We start from the raw sequence: 16,053 nt of genomic DNA, 5'->3' as shown, positions 1-16,053 counted from the left end.
CTAGATTGCCATGAACGGGCATTGCAAAGAGGATAGTGCATGACGGTTGGCCGAACGCTTCTCAAGTCGTTGCTGTCGGCTGCCCTTCTGGCGGCGGGATTGCAGGCTGCCCGCGCCGACGAATGGCGCACCACCTCATCGCTGATCGGCGAGTCCAAATACGGCGCCAATTTCCAGCACTACGACTACGTCAACCCGAACGCGCCCAAGGGCGGCACGCTGAATTCGGTGGTGCCAGGTACATTCGACAGCTTCAATCCCTACGTCGTCCAGGGATCACCGGCCGCCGGCCTCGTCGGGTTCGGCGGCGGCCTGCTCTACGACACGCTGATGGAGCAAGCGACCGACGAAGGCAGCACCAGCCATCCGCTGATCGCCGATGCCTACAAATATCCTGATGATTATTCCTCCGCGACCTACCGGCTCGATCCGCGCGCCAAATGGCATGACGGCCAGCCGATCACCGTCGATGACGTGATCTGGTCATTTCATGTGCTCAAGGCCAACAGCCCGCAATACAGCCGCTATTTTGAAAATGTCACCGATGCGGTGGCGATTTCGGATCGCGAGGTGGAGTTCCATTTCAACCAGAAGGGCAATCGCGAACTGCCCAAGATCATCGGCGACCTTGCCGTGCTGCCGAAACATTGGTGGGAAGGCACCGATGCCAACGGCAAGAAGCGGGACGTAACCAAGCCGACGCTGGAAATTCCGCTCGGTTCGGCCGCCTACAAGATCGCCAGCTTCAAGCCGGGCTCGGAAATCATCTGGCAGCGTGTGCCGGACTATTGGGCGGCCAAGCTGCCGGTGAAGATCGGCCGTGAGAACTTCGACACCCGACGCTACACCTATATCCTGGACGACAACGCTGCCTGGCTCGCCTTCACCAAGGGTGGGCTGGAAGACATCAACCGCGAATACAGTTCGCGCAAATGGGCGACGGCTTACAATTTCCCGGCATTCCAAGCCGGCGATGTCATCAAGAAGGATTTCCAGACCCAGGCGCCGGAACCGATGCAGGGCTTCGTCCTCAACCAGCGGCGGCCGCTGTTCCAGGACCGGCTGGTGCGTGAAGCGCTGACCATTCCGTTCGATTTCGAGAGCATGAACCGCACGCTGTTCTTCGGCTTCAACACCCGCACGTCGAGCTATTTCCAGGGCACCGAACTGGCGTCGAGCGGATTGCCGCAAGGCAAGGAACTGGAGATCCTGGAAAAATACCGCGACAAGCTGCCGCCCGAACTTTTCACCCAGGAATTCAAGCTGCCGGTCTATGATTCGCCGCAGGCGGAACGGAAGTACCTGAAACAGGCGGTCGATCTCTTCGCCAAGGCGGGCTGGGTGATCAAGGGCGGCAAGATGGTCAATGCCAAGACCGGCGCGCCGTTCAAGTTCGAAATCCTCGGCTGGAACGACACCGACCAGGTCATCGCCAGCCCCTACATCGCCAATCTGCGCAAGATCGGTGTCGACGCCACTTTGCGCATCATCGACCAGACGCAGTACATCAACCGCGTCAACAATTTCGATTTCGATGTCGTTACCGGGATGCTGCAGCAGTCGGAATCGCCGGGCAACGAGCAGCGCGACTTCTGGAGCTCGAAAGCTGCCGACTCGCCCGGTTCGCGCAATCTGATGGGCATCAAGGACCCGACCGTCGACGCGCTGGTCGATCGCATTATCTTCGCGACGGATCGCGACGATCTCGTCGCCGCCACCCATGCGCTCGACCGCATCCTGCTGTGGAACTTCTACGTGGTTCCCCAATATTACCGGTCGGCGGTGTGGCTGGCCTATTGGGACAAGTTCAAATTCCCCGACAAGCAGCCTGCCTATGCCGGAGCCGACATCGATTCCTGGTGGATCGACCCGGACAAGGAGAAGGCGCTGGCGGCCAAATACAAGGGCGGCAATTGATGGCGGCCCTTGCCCGACGCGACTTCCTGGCCCTGGGCAGTGCCGCGGCAGCCGCCGCCTTGTTGCCCGGCCGGGCCTTCGCCGACATTGCGACCGGCACCAAGCTGCATGGCCTGTCGGCCTTCGGCGACCTCAAATACAAACCCGATTTCGCGCATTTCGACTACGTCAACCCTGACGCCCCAAAGGGCGGCCAGATGAATTTCGCGCCGCCGAACTCGACCCTCAATCAGAGCTTCCTGACCTTCAACACCCTGAATTTCCTGGTGTTGAAGGGAGAGGCTCCGCCGCGCGCCGAACTCTGTTTCGATTCCCTGATGACAAGCGCGCTCAATGAGCCGGATGCGGCCTACGGCCTGCTCGCCGAAACCGTTACCCTGTCGCCAGACCGCAACGGTTTCCGCTTCGCCCTGCGACCGCAAGCGCGTTTCCATGACGGCTCGCCGCTGACCGCGGACGACGTTGTCTTCGCGCTGAAGCTTTATAAGGACAAGGGCCATCCGAACCTTTCCCAGGCGTTGCGGTACATGACCGACGCGGTTGCGGTCGATCCCGCCACCGTCAACCTCACTTTCAACGGCGAACAGTCAGCGCAAAACATCCTGGCGATCGTGGGGATGCCGATCGTCTCCAAGGCCTTTTACACGGCCAATGATTTCGATGCCTCGACCATGACACCGCCGCTTGGCTCGGGTCCCTACAAGATTGGACGCGTGGCGGCCGGACAGACTGTCGAATATGACCGCGTGGCCGACTATTGGGGCCGCGATCTCCCAGTGAACCGCGGCCTCTACAATTTCGACCGCATCCGCATCGACTTCTATCTTGACCGGCAGGCGGCGTTCGAAGCCTTCAAGAAAGGCGACACGCATTTTCGCGAGGAATTCACCTCGCGGGTATGGGCGACCGGATATGACTTTCCGGCGCTGAAGGACGGCAAGGTCGTCAAACGGGAATTTCCCGGCGAGAAGACGCCGGATATGCAGAGCGTCGCACTGAACCAGCGTCGTCCGCAATTCCGCGATGAGCGGGTGCGGCGGGCGATCGCCAGGTGCTTCGATTTCGAATGGATGAAGCGGGCGCTGTTTTACGGCTCCTACGAGCGTTCTCAATCGAACTTCGAACGGTCGGATTACAAGGCCGAAGGCCTGCCCTCGCCTGAGGAATTGGCCCTGCTGGAGCCGTTCCGGGCCGAATTGCCGCCAGAGGTTTTTGGTGAAGCGGTGACGCAGCCCCTTTCCGACGGTTCGGGCCATGACCGCAAGCTGCTGGGCGAGGCTTCGAGATTGCTTGCGCAGGCCGGCTGGAAGCGCGATGGCAGTTTCGTCGTCAACGACAAGGGTGAGCGGCTGCGGGTCGAAATGCTGGCGGAGGACGACGGCATCGTTCGCATCTACACCCCTTGGTCCGAGAATATGAAGGCGATCGGGATCGACGCATCGATCCGGCAAATCGATTCGGCGCAGTATGAGCAGCGGCACAGCAATTACGACTTCGATCTTGCCTTGCTGCATTGGTCGATCGGGGCGACGCCGACCGACGACAGCCTGCAGATGCTCTATGATTCCCGGATGGCGAAAATCCCGGGGCAGCGCAACTATCCGGGCACGGAAAGCAAGGCCATCGACGCCCTGATCGCGGCAGCCGGCAAGGCGAAAGACCGTATAGAACTCGTCACGGCGCTCAGAGCGCTCGACCGGGTCTTGCGCGCGCGGCTCGACTGGATTCCAACATACTATCTGGCGAATCACCGCGTCGCCTATTGGGACATGTTCGGCTTTGTCGAACAGAAGCCCGATTTCGGCTTTCCGGTCGAGACGCTGTGGTGGTTCGATAAGGGCAAGGCGGCAAAAATTGGCAAAGGCTGAGATGTTCGCTCAAGCGGGGCAAAAGGCCTGATGGGCGCCTATATCCTGCGCCGCATCCTGTTGATGATCCCGACCCTGTTCGGCATCATGGCGATATCCTTCGCCGTTATCCAGTTCGCCCCCGGCGGCCCGGTCGAGCAGGTTATCGCCCGGCTGACCAATCAGGGCGGCAGCGACCGCCTCGGCGGCGGTGGCGGCGACGCGGGTTCTGGGGGCAACCTGGATGTCGCCGGTGACGTCAGTTCGAAATATCGCGGGGCGCAGGGGCTCGATCCGGAATTCATCAAGAAGCTGGAAAAGCAGTTCGGCTTCGACAAGCCGCCGCTCGAGCGCTTCGGCATGATGCTGTGGAACTATGCCCGCTTCGATTTCGGCGACAGCTATTTCCGCGACATTTCGGTGCTCGACCTGATCCTGGAAAAAATGCCGGTGTCGATCTCGATCGGGCTGTGGATCACGCTTTTGTCCTACCTGATCTCGATCCCGCTCGGCATCCGCAAGGCGGTCAAGGACGGCACTCCCTTCGACGTCTGGACCAGCGGCGTCGTCATTGTCGGCTATGCCATTCCGGGCTTCCTGTTCGGCATCATGCTGATGGTGCTGTTTGCCGGCGGGTCTTTCTGGGACTGGTTTCCGCTGCGCGGCCTCACCTCGGACAATTGGGATCAATTGTCCTGGTGGGGAAAGATCGTCGACTATTTCTGGCACATGACCTTGCCGCTGACCGCGCTGGTGCTGTCGGCCTTCGCCACGACGACGCTATTGACCAAGAACTCGTTCCTCGAAGAAATCCGCAAGCAGTATGTGGTGACGGCGCGGGCCAAGGGCCTGTCGGAACGGCAGGTGCTCTACGGCCACGTCTTCCGCAACGCCATGCTGATCGTCATCGCCGGCTTTCCCGGCGCCTTCATCTCGGCCTTCTTCACCGGCTCGCTGCTGATCGAGAACATCTTCTCCCTCGATGGCCTCGGCCTGCTCGGCTTCCGGTCGGTGGTCGAGCGCGACTATCCGGTGGTGTTCGCCAATCTCTATATCTTCTCGCTGCTGGGGCTGTTCGTCGGTCTCTTGTCCGACCTGCTCTACACCTGGGTCGATCCGCGCATCGATTTCGAGCGGAGAGACGTCTGATGTCGGAGGCTACAGTCCCCGTGGGCGCGGCTCCCGCGCGGATCAAGCGGCCGTTTCTGTCGCCGCTCAACAAGCGGCGCCTGCAGAACTTCAGAGCCAACCGGCGCGGCTACTGGTCGCTGTGGATATTCCTCGTCCTGTTCGTGCTGTCGCTGTTTTCCGAGTTCATCGCCAACGACAAGCCGATCATCGCCTCCTACAAGGGCGAGATCCTGTTTCCGGTGCTGGTCGCCTACCCCGAGGAAAAATTCGGCGGTTTCTATGCCGTCACCGATTATCGCGACCCGGTCATCCAGGACGAGATCAACGCCAATGGCTGGATGATCTGGCCACCGGTGCGCTACTCCTATCAGACCGTCAACAACGCCATTCCGGAAGCAGCGCCGGCCAGGCCGTCTTGGCAGTATGACGCCACGAAGCGCTGCAACCAGTATCCGAAGGGTGCCGCCGACCCGGCCTGCATGGTCGGCAACTGGAATTGGCTAGGCACCGACGACCAGGCGCGCGACGTGCTGGCGCGCGTCATCTACGGCTTCCGCATTTCGGTGCTGTTCGGCCTGATCCTGACCGCCGGCTCGGCCTTGATCGGCGTCGCGGCCGGCGCCGTGCAAGGCTATTTCGGCGGCTGGACGGATCTCTTGTTCCAGCGTTTCATCGAAATCTGGTCTGCCATCCCGGTGCTCTATCTCCTGCTCATCGTCGCCGCCATCCTGCCGCCGGGCTTCTTCATCCTGCTCGGCCTGATGCTGCTGTTCTCCTGGGTGGCGCTGGTCGGTGTGGTGCGGGCCGAGTTCCTGCGCGCCCGCAATTTCGAATATGTCAACGCGGCCCGGGCGCTCGGCGTGCCCAACCGCACCATCATGTTCCGGCACCTGCTGCCCAACGCCATGGTGGCGACATTGACCTTCATGCCCTTCCTGCTCTCAGGCTCGATCTCGACGTTGACCTCGCTCGACTACCTCGGCTTTGGCCTGCCGCCCGGCTCCGCCTCGCTCGGCGAACTGCTCAAGCAGGCGCAGCGGAACCTCAATGCGCCGTGGCTCGGCATTTCCGGCTTCGTCGTCATCTCGCTGATGCTGTCGCTGCTGGTCTTCGTCGGCGAGGCGACGCGCGACGCCTTCGATCCGCGCAAGACGTTCAGATGAGCGAAGCCCCCTTGCTCAGCGTACAGGATCTCAGCGTCGCCTTCAGCCAGGGCGGCAGCCAGTCGTTGGCCGTCGACCACATCTCGTTCGACATCGCCAAGGGCGAGACAGTGGCGCTGGTCGGCGAATCCGGTTCCGGCAAATCGGTCTCGGCGCTTTCGGTGCTGAAGCTGTTGCCTTATCCAAGCGCCAGCCATCCCTCGGGAAAGATCCTGTTCCAGGGCGCCGACCTGCTGGCGATGAACGAGAAGCAGTTGCGGCAGGTGCGCGGCAACAAGATCACCATGATCTTCCAGGAGCCGATGACCTCGCTCAATCCGCTGCACACGATCGAGCATCAAATCGTCGAGATCCTGAAGCTGCATCAGGGCATGGCCGACCGCCCGGCCAAGGAGCGCACGCTGGCCTTGCTCAACGAGGTCGGCATCCGCGATCCGCACAAGCGCCTCGATGCCTATCCGCACCAGTTGTCCGGTGGCCAGCGCCAGCGCGTGATGATCGCCATGGCGCTGGCCAACGAGCCCGAACTTTTGATCGCCGACGAGCCGACGACGGCGCTCGACGTCACCGTGCAGGCGCAGATCCTCGAACTGCTGGCCGGGCTGAAGAGCCGCAAGGGCATGTCGATGCTGTTCATCACCCATGATCTCGGCATCGTGCGCAAGATCGCCGACCGTGTCTGCGTGATGACCAAGGGCAAGATAGTCGAGACCGGGCCGACCAAAGAGATCTTCGCCAATCCGCAGCATGCCTATACAAGGCATCTGCTGGCGGCCGAGCCGAAGGGCAAGCCGCCGGCCGCCAATGCCGCCGCCAAGCCGGTCATGACCGGCAAGGACATAAAGGTCTGGTTCCCGATCAAGCAGGGCTTCTTCCGCCGCACCGTCGACAATGTGAAGGCGGTGGACGGCATCGATGTCACCGTGCGCGCCGGCCAGACGCTCGGCGTGGTCGGCGAATCCGGCTCCGGCAAGACGACGCTCGGCCTGGCGCTGGCGCGCATGATCTCGTCGACCGGCACGATCCAGTTCAACGGCCGCGACATCAACCAGCTGTCCTTCAACGCCATGCGGCCGCTCAGGCGCGAATTGCAGATCGTCTTCCAGGATCCGTTCGGCTCGCTCAGCCCGCGCATGTCGATCGCCGAGATCATCGAGGAAGGCCTGAAAATCCACGAGCCGAAGCTGTCGCCCGACGAGCGCGACGACAAGGTGGCCGCCGTGCTGAAGGAGGTCGGGCTCGATCCGGCGACACGCAACCGCTATCCGCACGAGTTTTCCGGCGGCCAGCGCCAGCGCGTTGCCATCGCACGCGCCATGGTGCTCAACCCGCGCTTCGTCATGCTGGACGAGCCGACATCGGCACTCGACATGAGCGTGCAGGCGCAGGTCGTCGATCTGCTGCGCAGCCTGCAGGCCAAGCACGATCTCGCCTATCTCTTCATCAGCCATGATTTGAAAGTCATCCGCGCGCTCGCCAACGACGTCATCGTCATGCGCAATGGCAGGATCGTCGAAGCTGGTCCTTCCCAGCAGATTTTTGAAAATCCGCAAACCGACTATACTCGGGCGCTGATCTCGGCCGCCTTCAAGATCGAGACGGCACCGGTCGGCATCGTCAGCGAGTGATTTGCGTAGAGAGGGACTAAAAGACCGCAATGGAAAAAGGCCGTATCCTGCTTGCCGTCACCGGCTTTCATCCGCAGCGCTGGCGCGAGCTCCTGTCGGCCGAGCGCGAGGTGGTGCTGGAGCCTGACGGCGCCAGCGACCCGTCGATCACCTATGCCGTGGTGTGGAAGCAGAAGCCGAACCTGTTGTCGTCGCTGCCCAATCTGCGCGCCATCTTTTCGATCGGCGCCGGCGTCGATCATATCTTCGCCGATCCCGGCCTGCCCGATGTGCCGATCGTCAAGGTCGTCGCCGACAATCTCACCCAGTACATGACCGAATATGTCGTCTGGCGGGTTCTCGATCATCACCGCCAGGGCCTGCTCTACCGGTCGCAGCAGCCGAAGAAGATCTGGCACGAGCCGCAGCAGAGGCCTGCCGGTGACATTTCGGTCGGCATCATGGGCCTCGGCAGTCTCGGCCGCGCCGCGGCCTCGGTGCTTTTGTCGCTCGGCTTTGCCGTCAATGGCTGGTCGCGCACCGACAAGGCCATGGAAGGCGTCGCGACCTATTCCGGCGAAGCTGGACTGATCCCCTTCCTCAAGGCCACCGACATCCTGGTGGTGCTTTTGCCGCTGACGCCGGAGACCAAGGGCATTATCAACTACGGCGTGCTGAAGGAATTGCGGAAACGCAACGGCCTCGGCGGTTCGGTGCTGATCAATGCCGGGCGCGGCCGTCTGCAGAAGGATGCCGACATTTTGCGGGCGCTGGATGACGGCACATTGAAGGAGGCGAGCCTCGACGTGTTCGAGGTCGAACCGCTGCCGAAGACCAGTCCGCTGTGGGGGCATCCAAAAGTGTTCGTGACGCCGCACGCGGCAGCGACCTCCGACCCGGTGCATCTGGCGCCGATCATGCTGCGCCAGATGGACGCCTTCGAACGCGGTGAAAAGCTGGACAATCTGGTGGACCGCAAGGCGGGGTATTAGCCAGGCAGAGCGAGCTTCTTCTGCTTGTCCGGCTGGCCGCAGTCGCGTCGATCGATCGACCGGTTCATGGCATCGATCTCACCGCTTGCCTTGTCGGTATCGCGTTTGGCCTTGGAGCGCATGTCAGGTGTGAACGGGCCGAAGCCCATCGCCGGATTGGAGAATGTCGGCTTGGCCTTCGCCGGAAGGTTGTATTGCTGCGCCAAGCCGTTGCGCTGCGCCAGCAACTGATCGCACGGCACGGTGTCGTATTGCAGGGAGGACTGGACGTTCGCATCCTGCTGTTCCGACATCGAGGTGCCGCCGACACAGCCGGCGGTCAGCAGGCAAGAGGCCAAGATCATCATGTTCCAGCGCATCGGCTATGCTCCTCCTGATATCCCGCCCTGATGCGAGCAGATCGCAAATATCAGTCGCGCATGCAAATCGGACTTTTTCACAGCAAGAAGCGGCGAGGCTGCCCCTCCGCTGGCGCGTGGCTGACGGAGCATCAAACGAAAAACCCGCCTGCGCGGCGGGTCACTGGCGCAAATCAGCACCATGGGCGAAAATGTACCATAGCTGAGGGCAGGGTGTCAAGAAAAAATTCCTATCGCTGCCGGCAAAAGCTGCCGACACCGCCGAACTGGCTGTCGTCAGGTCCTTTGTCGGGCTGAGTTCGGAGCCCCGGCCACAACGACCAACCCGTTGACGTGTTCCCCACGATCCTGCCGGATGACGGTTGGCTCCAGTGAGAGGACCGAAAGCCCGTTGGCGGCCAGGACGTCGCGCACATAGTGTTGCGCATGCGCATAGCGGCGCGACGGCAGCAGCATGAAATCGCCATCGCCAGCCAGCGTTTCGACGGAAAACGCGAACAGGCCGTCCGTCGCCAGCAAGCGGGCAATCGTCTTCACCACGCCGTCCAGCGCGCCGACATAGATGAAAACATCGGCCACCGTCACCAGATCGGCTTTCGGACCGGCATAGGGAAAATCCCGCAGATCGGCCTTGTCGAGGAAATCGTAGACGCCCTTGGTCCGCGCCTTTCTCAGCATTTTGGCCGAAATGTCATACCCCTCCAGCCGGTCGACGATCGGCCGCAGCATCTGCCCCATCAGGCCGGTGCCGCAGCCGAGATCCAGAGCGAGCGGGAAGCGTCCTGGCCTTGCCGCTCGAATGGCCTGGTCGAGCATTTCAGGCAGGCGGTAACCCAGCCTGCCGACCAGGGACTCATCGAAGCTCTCGGCATAGTGGTCGAACAAGGTCTCGACGAAGGCGCTGGGGAGCGCGTCGGGCGCCGGCGCCTTGCCGATCAATTGCAGGTTCAGTGCAGCGCCTTGACGATCCGATGGATCGAGTTGCAGCGACATCGTCCAGGCCTGCGCGGCCAGCTCCGCCGCGCCCGCCGCCTGCTGCATCTCGCCGAGGCGAAACCAGCCCATCGCCCATTGCGGTGTCATTTCCAGGGCGCCGAGCAGCAATTCCGCCGCCGCCGCATGGTCCCCGTCCGCGTGCAGCATCTCGGCATAATCGGCACGGCGATCGGCGTTCAAGTCGCCGGACGAGGCCTGAAGCGGTTTCATGGCGATGGGTCCTGCCGGCGGATCGAGCCGGCGGTGCTCTATGCGGGAGTCAGCAGTGACTTACAACAGGCTTCCCGCCGCGGAATTATATCCTATCTTGGGGATCATGCGCGCCAGCGACCTGCTTCATCCCCGGCCCGAGGGCCTCTATTGCCCGCCGGGCGATTTCTTCATCGACCCGGTCCGGCCGGTCGACCGGGCATTGATCACGCATGGCCATTCCGACCATGCGCGTTCCGGCCACCGCTCGGTGCTGGCGACGCGGCAAACGCTCGACATTATGGGCCTGCGCTACGGTGAGAATTTCGCTGGCACGACGCAAGCGGCACAACTCGGCGAGACGATTGCACTCAATGGCATCAGCGTCAGCTTCCATCCAGCCGGCCATGTGCTGGGCTCGGCGCAGATATCCGTCGAGCATCAGGGCACGCGCATCGTCGCTTCCGGCGACTACAAGCGGCAGAGGGACGCAACCTGCGCGCCATTCGAGCCGATCCCGTGCGATGTGTTCATCACCGAAGCGACCTTCGGCCTTCCGGTGTTTCGCCATCCGCCCGACACAGAAGAAATCGCCCGCCTGCTGAAATCGGCAGCGCAGTTCCCCGAGCGCTCGCATCTGGTCGGCGCCTATGCGCTGGGCAAGGCGCAAAGGGTGACGCGGCTGTTGCGCGACGCCGGCTACGACAGGCCGCTCTACATCCATGGCGCGCTGGCCAAACTCAGTGAGTACTACCAGAGCCAAGGCATCGATCTCGGCACCCTCGAACCGGCGACCGTCGAAAGCGGCGGCAAGGATGATTTTACCGGCGCCATCGTCGTCGGCCCGCCATCGGCCTTCGCCGACCGCTGGGCGCGGCGTTTTCCCGATCCGATCTCGTGCTTCGCGTCGGGCTGGATGCGCATTCGCCAGCGCGCCAAGCAAGGCGGCGTCGAGCTGCCGCTGATCATCTCCGATCATGCCGACTGGGATGAGTTGACCGCCACCATCAGGGAGACCGGAGCCGAGGAGATCTGGGTGACGCATGGCCGCGAGGAAGCGCTGGTGCGCTGGTGCGAGCTCGAAGGCATCGCCGCCCGGCCGCTGCATCTGGTCGGCTACGAAGACGAGGGCGATTGAAGCCATGAACCGCTTCGCCGAGCTTCTCGACCGCCTGGTGCTGACGCCGTCGCGCAACGGCAAGCTGACCTTGCTGACCGACTATTTCCGCGCCGTGGAGGATCCCGATCGCGGGCTGGCGCTGGCTGCCATCACCGGCGATCTCCACATCGCCGCGGTCAAGCCGGCGATGCTGCGCATGCTGGTCACCGAACGCATGGATCCGGTGCTGTTCGGCTATTCCCACGATTATGTCGGCGATCTCGCCGAAACGGTGTCGCTGGTCTGGCCGCAAACGCCCGGAAACATCCCGAACCGCGAGCCGACGCTTGGCGACGTCGTGGCCAAACTGCAGGCGGCAAGCCGCTCCGACGGGCCGAAGGTGCTGGCAGGGCTGCTCGACAGCGCCGGCATCTCGGCACGCTTTGCCATCATCAAGCTGGTCACCGGCGGCCTGCGCATCGGCATGTCGGCGCGGCTGGCCAAACAGGCGCTGGCCGATTTCGGCAAGGTCGACGTGGCCGAGATCGAGGAACTCTGGCACGGGTTGACGCCGCCTTACACAGCGCTGTTCGCGTGGCTGGAAGGCAAGGCCGAAAAGCCCAGGAACACGGCGTTGGCATTGTTTCGCCCGGTGATGCTGTCGAACCCGGTCGGTGACGGCGATCTCGAAAAGCTCGATCCGGCGGATTATGCCGCCGAATGGAAATGGGACGGCATCCGTGTCCAGGCGGTGGCCGAGGGCGGCATCCGCCGGCTCTATTCGCGCACCGGTGACGATGTTTCCGGCGCCTTTCCGGACCTCGCCGATGCCATGCATTTTTCCGCAACGCTGGACGGCGAACTGCTTGTCGGCGATCCCCGAGAGGCGACGGGAACCTTCTCGGATCTGCAGCAACGGCTGAATCGCAAGACGGTGACACCGAAGATGCAGCAGCAATACCCGGCCTTCATGCGCTGCTACGATCTGCTCCAGGTCGGCGGCGAGGATCTGCGCGCGCTGCCGTTTCGCGAGCGGCGCGGCCGGCTGGAAGCGTTTGTCGGAACGCTCGACCCGAGCCGTTTCGATCTTTCGCCATTCGTCGACTTCACGGATTGGCAAACGCTTGAGGAACTGCGCCGGGTGCCGCCGCATCCGATCATCGAAGGCGTCATGCTGAAGCGCTGGGACTCAGCCTATGTCGCCGGCCGGCCGAAAGGTCCATGGTTCAAATGGAAACGCGATCCGCACACGGTGGACGCGGTGCTGATGTATGCCCAGCGCGGCCACGGCAAACGCTCGAGCTTCTATTCCGACTATACGTTCGGCGTCTGGACAGGTGCCGAAGGCGAAGAGGAACTGGTGCCGGTCGGCAAGGCCTATTTCGGCTTCACCGACGAGGAGTTGAAGCAGATCGACAAATATGTCCGCGACAACACGATCGAGCGTTTCGGGCCGGTGCGCTCGGTGCGGGCTGACCGCGACAACGGCCTTGTGCTGGAAGTCGCCTTCGAAGGGCTGAACCGCTCGACCCGGCACAAATCCGGCGTCGCCATGCGCTTTCCCCGCATTTCGCGGCTGCGCTGGGACAAGCCGGCCAACGAGGCCGACCGCATCGAGACGCTACAGGCGCTGCTCGACCGCTAGACCGTTCAGCGCTCTTACGGCTCGATCGAAACGCGGATTTCGTAGATGTCCGCGGCCTTACCCTGCTTGTCGAAGTCTGAATTGATGGCAATGGTGCCGGCCGAGCCCGGACGCTTGTCGGGAAACTGCACATCGAACAGATATTCGTTCTGCTGCTGGCCGACCGCATAGCGCTTGCGGCCGCAGTCGCCGAGTTCGCCGAAATTGCAGTCGACCGAAATCTGCGTCTCCTTGCCTTCTTCGGAGCGGGCAATGATGTCGAACACGGCATGTTTGCCGGCCAGCTTCTCCAGCACGCCTTGTCCGACGTCGAAACTGATCGCCGAACCGGACGCGCCGGAACGGATGCGCAGGAACGAACCGGTATCGTCCTTCATCACCTCGGCCCTGGCGTCAGACGGCGCGCTGACATGGGATGCATCGGCCGGCGAAAACACATTGATCCAGTCGCGCGCCTGGTCCGCGGCGCCGGGTTTTGCCGGACCGCCGTCGGCCGGTGTGAAATCGTCGTCCTCGACGGTCGGCGGCGCCTGCGGCGGGGCGGTGTCGAGTTGCGCGGATGTCTTGAACACGCCGGTCTGCACGGCGAAGAACAGGCCGATGCCAACCGCGGCGAGCAGTGTCACGGTCAGGAAGATGGCGGTCAGCGGCAGGCGACGTCCCCTTATGCGCCGTTCATCGCGGTCAGGCGCCACTTCCGTCGTCGCGCCGGCCGAGGCCGGAACCGACATGTCGATGGCCGGGGCATCGGGAAGCGTGGCGTCCGGCATGATGTCGGGAACGACGGGCAGGACGCGCGAGCGCGGCGCATCGGCAGCGGATTGCACGGGTCCGTCGACGACGACGTCGGGGGACGATGCCTGTCGGCCGGTTTCGACCGCGGGCGCCGAGTCCGCTCCGAGTTCGACCGCCGGTGCATCGCCCTGGGGGCCGACATCCGGCACCGCCGGCAGGAACTCGGATTCGATTTCGGTGATTTTCGCCTGGATTGCCTTGCGGCGCTTGATGGCGACCTCAACGGTCACACCGGGATTGGCCTGGAGCGCGCGATCAAGCGCGGCAAAAGCCGAGCGATAGACCCTCTCGCGAAACGCGCGGTCCTCGGCATTGCCTTTCTCCAAGGCGTTCCGGATCGCTTTTTCGATCGCGTCCAAGCGGGTCCCTCTGTCTTTGCCAACCTTGCCGTGATCGTTAGCCGCAGGCGACCAATCAATCAACGGGCGAGCGGCGTATTCTGCCTCGCAGAGGTGTGCAAAGTCCATTCCGGCGCTGTTCCGGCAACAAAATCAGCATGTTTCGCCGATTTTCGCGCACAGGGAGCACACGCACCGTGCGCCGCATTCCCTTGGCGACTGACTGGCGGACAAGGCGGCGGCCGGCTTTCGAGGGTGCCACGACGCCGACGCAGGAATTGCCAAGTCGCATCTTGAATTCGCGCCCGGTTGCGTCTATCACCGCCGCATCCTGGAGGCCTTGGCTTCCTGGGCCGCTTTAGCTCAGTTGGTAGAGCACCGCATTCGTAATGCGGGGGTCGCGTGTTCGAGTCACGCAAGCGGCACCATTCCTCCTCCATTTTTGTCGTCTGTCTGCCCCTTCGCAGCTGGTGCAAAGGATTGCGACGCCGGCCTGGCAGATCTGCCATTGTCGAGACCCCGGTTTGGTGTGAAACTCATGGCCCCAGCACGGGAGGTCAAAAATGCCCAACAATTTCAAGACCGGAGACGTCGTCAGGCTGAAATCCGGAGGCCCCAGGATGACGATCAGCGATGGCGCAGCTTCGGGCATGTATCTGTGCCACTGGTTCAATCGCGAGGGCGAGGTGTGGACCCCGCAACATGCCGGGTTCAAGCCCGAACAACTGATTGCGGCCGACCAGTCGGACTAGAGTTCCTTCCATCTCGATCGAGCCGGGATGGGCACCCTCTTTTGTCCGGGCGTGAACGGATCAGCAGGCGCGACCGACGGATTTTCCGGGTCGCGGCGTTTAACGGTTGAAGCGCGATGGCGGCACAAGCCGTCTGCGTCGCGCCAACCTGGAGACGCACAACATGGTCAGTCGTTCGATATCAGTCGTTGCCTTGAGTTTGCAGACCGTTGCGGCTTTCGCCCAGGCAACGACGCCGCCTGCACCGCCGACCGCCGCGCCACTTGCCGCGCCAGGCGCTTCGGGGACCAGGTCCGACATCACGCTGGCCAAATTCCAGAAGCGGCGCGAAAAGGCGATCATGGCGGCCGACACGGATGGCGACGGCAAGATCAGCCTGCTGGAATGGGAGGCCTTTCAGACGAAGCGCAACGTCAAGGGCGACGCCGCCAAATCCTTCGCGCGGATCGATTCCAACCATGACGGCTTCATCGATCGCGCCGAACTCGATGCATTCTTCGCCAGGCGCTTCGCCCGGCTGGACAAGATGCCGACGGCATTTTGACGGCCGACGAACTGCCGGGCCACAAAACCGCTCCCAAGCCGAAGCAATGACCAAGAGGTCAAGCAGGGAGCAATGACCAAGAGGCAATGACGCGCGATGAATATCGGGAGTGCGCCGACTGATGGCTGCGGATCCGGACGAGGAGCTGGTTCGCCGTGTTGGCGCCGGCGAGCCGGCAGCGGTGCAAACCCTCGTCGCGCGCAAGCTGCCGCGTATCCTGGCGCTTGCCGTGCGCATGCTCGGCGATGCGGCGGAGGCCGAGGATGTCGCCCAGGAAACCTTCGTGCGGATCTGGCGCCATGCCGCGAGCTGGCGGCGCGGCAATGCGCGCTTCGACAGCTGGATCCACCGGGTGACGCTCAACCTTTGCTACGACCGGCTGCGTCGCAGGCGCGAGTGGGTGACCGGCGACCTGCCGGAGATGGTCGACCCCGCGGCACTTCCCGATGCCCCTCGCCAGGAGGAAGCGCTTCGGGTCGAACGGGCGCTGCAAGCCATAGCGCCGCGCCAGCGCGAAGCCATCGTTCTGGTCTACTATCAGGAGATGTCCAATATCGAGGCGGCAGCGACCTTGCAGATCAGCGTCGATGCCCTGGAGAGCCTGCTTGCGCGCGGCCGGCGGTCGCTGCAGGCGATCCTGGCGGGGGATGGCGCCGATGAGTAAGCACCGGGCAAGCAC

General features: G+C 62.9%; 14 protein-coding genes and 1 tRNA gene. 12 read left to right on the top strand and 3 right to left on the bottom strand.

What is annotated here, in order from left to right; all coding sequences use genetic code 11:
• The first annotated feature begins 39 nt into the window (after positions 1 to 39).
• From NP945_RS06795 to NP945_RS06770, 6 genes are read left to right on the top strand one after another with little or no spacing between them, the layout of a single operon-like run.
• Positions 40 to 1,917, top strand: a complete 1,878-nt coding sequence (locus tag NP945_RS06795) for an extracellular solute-binding protein (protein ID WP_256745912.1) — start codon at positions 40 to 42, stop codon at positions 1,915 to 1,917.
• Entirely contained in the window at positions 1,917 to 3,785 is a 1,869-nt protein-coding gene (locus NP945_RS06790; protein WP_256745911.1) for an extracellular solute-binding protein, read from the top strand. Before NP945_RS06795 ends, NP945_RS06790 begins: the two co-directional genes overlap by 1 nt.
• 30 nt (positions 3,786 to 3,815) lie before the next feature.
• Complete coding sequence (locus NP945_RS06785) at positions 3,816 to 4,913, top strand: microcin C ABC transporter permease YejB (RefSeq protein ID WP_127807988.1); 1,098 nt, start codon at positions 3,816 to 3,818, stop codon at positions 4,911 to 4,913.
• Positions 4,913 to 6,058, top strand: coding sequence for an ABC transporter permease (locus tag NP945_RS06780; RefSeq protein WP_256745910.1), 1,146 nt, complete (start codon positions 4,913 to 4,915; stop codon positions 6,056 to 6,058). Before NP945_RS06785 ends, NP945_RS06780 begins: the two co-directional genes overlap by 1 nt.
• Positions 6,055 to 7,686 carry an ABC transporter ATP-binding protein gene (locus NP945_RS06775; protein WP_128287542.1) on the top strand — a complete coding sequence of 544 codons (1,632 nt, stop codon included), beginning with the start codon at positions 6,055 to 6,057 and terminating at the stop codon, positions 7,684 to 7,686. Before NP945_RS06780 ends, NP945_RS06775 begins: the two co-directional genes overlap by 4 nt.
• 29 nt (positions 7,687 to 7,715) lie before the next feature.
• Positions 7,716 to 8,657, top strand: coding sequence for a glyoxylate/hydroxypyruvate reductase A (locus NP945_RS06770; RefSeq protein ID WP_127321001.1), 942 nt, complete (start codon positions 7,716 to 7,718; stop codon positions 8,655 to 8,657).
• On the opposite strand, the gene NP945_RS06765 is transcribed toward NP945_RS06770, so the two are convergent.
• The gene (locus tag NP945_RS06765; RefSeq protein ID WP_127326244.1) at positions 8,654 to 9,016 is read right to left on the bottom strand and encodes a hypothetical protein; all 363 of its coding nucleotides are present in this window, start codon (positions 9,014 to 9,016) and stop codon (positions 8,654 to 8,656) included. The genes NP945_RS06770 and NP945_RS06765 overlap by 4 nt on opposite strands.
• A gap of 276 nt (positions 9,017 to 9,292) precedes the next feature.
• The gene (locus NP945_RS06760) at positions 9,293 to 10,222 is read right to left on the bottom strand and encodes a class I SAM-dependent methyltransferase (RefSeq protein WP_256745909.1); all 930 of its coding nucleotides are present in this window, start codon (positions 10,220 to 10,222) and stop codon (positions 9,293 to 9,295) included.
• Between the two features lie 106 nt (positions 10,223 to 10,328).
• Here NP945_RS06760 and NP945_RS06755 point away from each other — a divergent pair, with 106 nt between their 5' ends.
• Both NP945_RS06755 and NP945_RS06750 read left to right on the top strand, forming a co-directional pair.
• Entirely contained in the window at positions 10,329 to 11,339 is a 1,011-nt protein-coding gene (locus NP945_RS06755; RefSeq protein ID WP_256745908.1) for a ligase-associated DNA damage response exonuclease, read from the top strand.
• A gap of 4 nt (positions 11,340 to 11,343) precedes the next feature.
• Positions 11,344 to 12,945 (top strand): cisplatin damage response ATP-dependent DNA ligase, encoded by a 1,602-nt coding sequence (locus tag NP945_RS06750; protein WP_256745907.1) that lies wholly within the window; start codon positions 11,344 to 11,346, stop codon positions 12,943 to 12,945.
• Between the two features lie 14 nt (positions 12,946 to 12,959).
• Here NP945_RS06750 and NP945_RS06745 read toward each other — a convergent pair whose 3' ends face one another.
• Positions 12,960 to 14,099, bottom strand: coding sequence for a hypothetical protein (locus NP945_RS06745; protein ID WP_027039623.1), 1,140 nt, complete (start codon positions 14,097 to 14,099; stop codon positions 12,960 to 12,962).
• A gap of 331 nt (positions 14,100 to 14,430) precedes the next feature.
• On the opposite strand from NP945_RS06745, the gene NP945_RS06740 reads away from it, so the two are divergent.
• From NP945_RS06740 to NP945_RS06725, 4 genes are all read left to right on the top strand, one after another.
• A tRNA-Thr gene (locus NP945_RS06740) sits at positions 14,431 to 14,506 on the top strand.
• A 135-nt stretch (positions 14,507 to 14,641) separates the two neighbouring features.
• Positions 14,642 to 14,830 carry a YodC family protein gene (locus tag NP945_RS06735; protein WP_023811455.1) on the top strand — a complete coding sequence of 63 codons (189 nt, stop codon included), beginning with the start codon at positions 14,642 to 14,644 and terminating at the stop codon, positions 14,828 to 14,830.
• 163 nt (positions 14,831 to 14,993) lie between these two features.
• Positions 14,994 to 15,374 (top strand): acid-shock protein, encoded by a 381-nt coding sequence (locus tag NP945_RS06730; protein WP_256745906.1) that lies wholly within the window; start codon positions 14,994 to 14,996, stop codon positions 15,372 to 15,374.
• Between the two features lie 121 nt (positions 15,375 to 15,495).
• On the top strand, positions 15,496 to 16,038 hold the full coding sequence (locus NP945_RS06725; protein ID WP_127269065.1) for an RNA polymerase sigma factor: 543 nt from the start codon (positions 15,496 to 15,498) through the stop codon (positions 16,036 to 16,038).
• Positions 16,039 to 16,053: the final 15 nt, after the last annotated feature.

This window comes from Mesorhizobium sp. LMG17149, from assembly GCF_024518695.1.
Classification (GTDB): Bacteria; Pseudomonadota; Alphaproteobacteria; order Rhizobiales; family Rhizobiaceae; genus Mesorhizobium.
The sequence above is the reverse complement of the archived record's forward strand: the minus strand, read 5'-3'. Positions and strand labels throughout refer to the sequence as shown.